The sequence below is a fragment of the Vibrio sp. 10N.261.52.A1 genome (assembly GCF_002876325.1).
GTDB lineage: Bacteria > Pseudomonadota > Gammaproteobacteria > Enterobacterales > Vibrionaceae > Vibrio > Vibrio chagasii.
In genome coordinates this window covers 1-5035 of the sequence record NZ_MCYD01000583.1, presented here as the reverse complement: position 1 = coordinate 5035, position 5035 = coordinate 1, and the positions used below count along the sequence as shown (strand labels likewise).

Genomic DNA, 5035 nt, shown 5'->3' with positions numbered 1-5035 from the left:
CTTTACGGGGTCACTTCACTTGAGGATATCAAGCTGGGCTTTTTAATTCTGTGTTGGCTTACTTAAGCGGCAGCCGCAAACTGAGCTAGAAACATCTCTTTGCGCTCGTTGAAGCGGTTTACTAGGTCGTCTACAGAAGCTTGGTCGTATGGCTTAAGGCCACTTGCTACCATGCGCTTCACGCCTTTACCGACTACTTCGCCATCTTCTTTGAAATCGAAGTTCAGGGTCACGATGCCGCGCTTGCCTTCAACGTCAAAAGTCGCACCAGAGAATTCAACTTCTGGGTGAGAAAGGTCTAGGCGAGTAAACTCAACTTCCATGCTCTCGTAAATCACAAGAGGGCGTTGGCAGTTGATCATCATTTGTTGCTCTTCCATAAGAGGAACCATGATGTGAGGGAAGTTCATACCAGAGAACTTAACGTAGTTTGTTACTACGTGCTCGATGAATGCTTGATCGTGGCTCTTCTCACCTTCACAAGACATGTGTAGGTACTCTTTACCATTTGCATCGATAAGTGAGCTCTCTTTTTCACACTTGTTATCAACGCTTAACGCAATACCGTTACCAACCATACCTGAAAAATCAAAACGCATTTTTTGGCTGATGCCTTCTTTTTGCAGAAGAACCGCAAATAAAAGATCGCCAGGAACACAGAAGCGCTTGTTGTCTTCATCGTGAATTGGGTTGAAATCGCCAGCTACTTTTTTAGCAAAGTGGCTTGCTTGTTCACGAGTGAATTGAAATTGATTGTCTTCAGTAGAAAAGTAAGGTGTCAGAAACATAGTATCGCTATTAGTCATCAAATCTGGGGTGGATTATAGCTAACTAACTTCGATCTAATGGTCTATCCAGTTAACTTTGCTTATATATCAGTCAATTAGATAAATACGTTGGATGGTATGTGAGGGTTTTAAGGGAGATATGGTGACTGGCTCAATGCAACAAGGGCTAATCGATAGCCCTTGTTTATATAACGTGTTATTTCACGACTTAGAAGCTACACAAAATACCTTCAGGCATTAAGTGGTTGTGCACAGATAATTTGAGCAATAAGTTAGCTTGCTCAATATCCGGTGCGAAGTAGCGGTCTTTGTCGTAGAAGCTGACTTTTTCACGCAGGATCTGTTTCGCTTCTTCTACTCGAGGTGAAGAGAGGTTTGGCGCTCTAAAATCCAACCCTTGCGCTGCTGCTAAATACTCAACTGCCAAGATTCCACGAGTGTTCTCTGCCATGTCACGAAGACGACGACCAGCAAAGGTTGCCATAGAGACATGATCTTCTTGGTTAGCGGACGTTGGCAAACTGTCTACAGAAGCTGGATGAGCCAGTGTTTTGTTCTCACTAGCTAGTGCTGCTGAGGTAACCTGGGCAATCATAAAGCCAGAGTTAACGCCGCCATTGTCGACTAAGAACGGTGGAAGTTTACTTAGCGCGCTATCAATCAGCAGTGCCATTCGACGTTCTGACAAACTACCGATTTCAGCAATGGCTAAGGCTAAGTTATCTGCGGCCATAGCAACGGGTTCTGCGTGGAAGTTACCACCCGAAATGATGTCACCATCGTCCGCAAAGACCAGTGGGTTGTCCGATACGGAATTCGCTTCAACCATCAGTGTTTCTGCTGAGTTGCGGATCTGCTGTAGACACGCGCCCATCACTTGAGGCTGACAACGCAGTGAGTAAGGGTCTTGAACCTTTTCACAACACGTGTGTGACTCACCAATTTCACTCTTTTGGTCAAGCAGATGACGGTAAGCAAGCGCAGCGTCCATTTGTCCACGGTGACCACGAACGCGGTGAATACGAGGATCAAATGGGCGGCGGCTACCTAGTGCAGCTTCAACTGACATAGCGCCACATACTGTCGCAGACGCGAACAAGTCTTCTGCTGCGAATAGGCCTTCTAAGGCGAATGCGGTGGAGGCTTGCGTACCGTTGAGTAGCGCTAAACCTTCTTTAGGAGCGAGTGTGATTGGCTCTAGCCCTGCGATCTTCATTGCTTCCAAACCAGTAATGATTTTACCGTTGTGACGAGCTTGGCCTTCACCAAGTAGAACGGTACTCATGTGGGCTAGGGGAGCGAGGTCGCCAGATGCACCTACTGAGCCTTTTTGTGGCACACAAGGGTAAACCTGCGCGTTCACTAGATCGATCAGGGCATTGATCACCTTGAGTCGAATACCTGAGTAGCCACGAGACAAGCTGTTAATCTTGAGTACCATCATCAAGCGCACGGTTTCGTCAGACATGAACTTGCCGATGCCTGCTGCGTGAGACAGCACGATACTTTTCTGCAGAACTTCGAGATCTTCTGGGGCGATCTTGGTGTTCGCCAGTAAGCCAAAGCCCGTGTTGATACCATAAACAGTTCGGTCTTCAGCAATCACTTGTTCGACAACCTGCATGCTCGCTTCAATATCTGGGATTGCAGCAGGGTCGAGTGACAAATTCACCGGGCTACGGCTGATTTTACGCAGTTCAGATAGACCTAGATGTCCTGGTTTAAGTAATAAATTCAACATGTTTTCTCCAGACATTAAAGGCGACGAAGTTCTTCGTTTAGCATAGGTAAATCAAGTTTCTGTTCTTTCGCACACTGCTTAGCAATGTCGTAACCCGCATCCGCATGACGCATAACGCCTGTTGCTGGATCATTGTGAAGTACGCGAGCAATACGCTGTGATGCATCTTCACTGCCGTCACAACAAATCACCATACCTGAGTGTTGCGAGAAGCCCATACCAACGCCGCCACCATGGTGTAAAGAAACCCAAGTTGCGCCGCCTGCTGTGTTTAGCAGTGCATTCAGTAGAGGCCAATCTGATACGGCATCTGAACCATCCATCATGCCTTCTGTTTCACGGTTCGGGCTGGCAACCGAACCTGAATCTAGGTGGTCACGACCGATAACAACCGGTGCTTTTAGCTCACCATTTTTAACCATTTCATTGAATGCTTGGCCTAAACGTTCACGATCTTTCAAACCTACCCAACAGATACGTGCAGGTAGACCTTGGAACTGAATGCGTTCACGCGCCATATCTAGCCAGTTATGCAGGTGAGGGTTGTCTGGAATCAGTTCTTTTACTTTTTGGTCTGTTTTGTAGATGTCTTCTGGGTCGCCTGAAAGGGCTGCCCAACGGAATGGACCGATGCCTTCGCAGAACAGTGGACGAATATAAGCAGGAACGAAACCCGGGAAATCAAACGCGTTTTCTACGCCTTCTTCCAGTGCCATTTGGCGAATGTTGTTGCCGTAGTCCACGGTTGCAGCGCCGCGATATTGCAGGTCTAGCATCGCTTGAACTTGAATCGCCATGGACTGCTTAGCTGCCTTAACGACCTTAGCTTCATCAATAGTGCGCCCTTGTGCGGCTTTCTCCATCGTCCAACCTTGTGGCAAATAGCCGTTCAGAGGGTCATGGGCAGAGGTTTGGTCAGTAACGACATCTGGTGTGATGTTGCGCTCTACTAACTCAGGGAAAACATCCGCAGCGTTACCTAGCAGGCCAACAGAAATAGGTGTGTCAGACTCTTTAATAATAGCCATCGCTTCATCTAGGCTGGTGGCTTTCTTGTCTACATAACCAGTACGCAGGCGGTAATCGATTCGTGATTCATCGCATTCAACCGCAATCATTGAGAAGCCAGCCATGGTAGCTGCAAGAGGTTGAGCGCCACCCATGCCGCCAAGGCCACCGGTGAGTACCCATTTGCCTTTTGCTTCGCCTTGGAAGTGTTTCTTCGCGATAGCGACAAAGGTTTCGTAAGTACCTTGAACGATGCCTTGTGAACCGATGTAGATCCAGCTACCTGCGGTCATTTGGCCGTACATCATCAAGCCTTCTTTATCGAGCTCGTTGAAATGTTCCCAGTTTGCCCAGTGTGGAACAAGGTTCGAGTTAGCGATTAACACGCGAGGTGCGTTTTTATGAGTCGGGAACACGCCTACAGGTTTACCCGATTGAACAAGCAGAGTTTGGTCGTCTTCTAAACGCTCTAATACTTCAACAATCTTGTCGTAACATTTCCAATCACGTGCTGCACGACCAATACCGCCATACACAACCAGTGCATGTGGGTGTTCTGCCACATCAGGATCTAGGTTGTTCATTAGCATACGAAGGGGTGCTTCTGTTAACCAAGATTTTGCGCGCAAAGTGGTGCCATGAGGTGCGCGAATTTCGCGAGTCGTGTCTAGACGAGGGTCACTGTTGTGGTGTTCCGTCATTTTGAAATTCCTTCTGTTTCACGTTATATCGTTGTAGTTGTATTTATCTATATAGCTGGCTTATTCACTGGTCATTGCACGGGCAATATCCCAACACAAACGTGCCGCCAATCGAGCCGTTTGACCGTCGACGTCGTAGTCTGGGTTATATTCTGCAATGTCCGCGATAATGAGTTTCTCACTGTGTTTAAAAATCTGTTCTAGGAAAGGCGCGAGCGCTTCATAACTAACGCCTCTTGCCGCAGGGGCGCTGACACCCGGTGCAGTTGCCGCTGGGAAGACATCGAGATCAATAGTGAGATAGAGGTAATCACACTCAGCGATGAATTTTTGCAACTTAACCAGTTGGGCAACTTGGTTTACTTGGGTGATATCGCGATCATGTTCGTACCACACACCAAGTTGGTCGGCTTTGTTGAAAAGCGCTTTGGTATTGCTGGCGGTACTTACACCGAGACACGCGTAATGAAATGGCCACTGATGTGTGTGGCAGTATTCGCTAATCTGATTAAAGGGTGTGCCTGAGCTTGGTTTGACGTCAGCGATGTCGCTTTCAAATTCACGAAGGTCAAAGTGAGCATCAAAGTTAACGATGCCTATCTTAGGTTTGTGATCTGATTGAGTTCTGTGAAGATGCTCAGCTAGGCCTTGGAAAGAAGCCCAAGCGACTTCGTGACCGCCACCGAAGGTAATCACTTTGCTAGTGGATAGCGCATTGGCAATCACATCAGCGCACTGCTTTTGGCTGACTTCTAGTTGATCGTCGTTACATTCGATATCGCCAAGATCAGTAATGC

4 protein-coding genes are annotated in these 5035 nt (G+C 47.6%); all 4 read right to left on the bottom strand.

The genetic code is table 11. The features are described from left to right. Nucleotides 1-62: 62 nt before the first annotated feature. A complete protein-coding gene (locus tag BCT81_RS09795) occupies nucleotides 63-788 on the bottom strand; it encodes a DUF3581 domain-containing protein (protein ID WP_061032742.1) in 726 nt (241 codons plus the stop codon). Nucleotides 789-996: 208 nt separating this feature from the next. Beyond that, entirely contained in the window at nucleotides 997-2529 is a 1533-nt protein-coding gene (gene hutH / locus BCT81_RS09790; protein ID WP_102424010.1) for a histidine ammonia-lyase, read from the bottom strand. Between the two features lie 14 nt (nucleotides 2530-2543). Then, complete coding sequence (gene hutU / locus BCT81_RS09785) at nucleotides 2544-4238, bottom strand: urocanate hydratase (protein WP_102424009.1); 1695 nt, start codon at nucleotides 4236-4238, stop codon at nucleotides 2544-2546. 60 nt (nucleotides 4239-4298) lie between these two features. Next, nucleotides 4299-5035 (bottom strand): formimidoylglutamase (hutG, locus tag BCT81_RS09780; protein ID WP_102424008.1); only part of this gene is annotated, 737 nt, incomplete at its 5' end.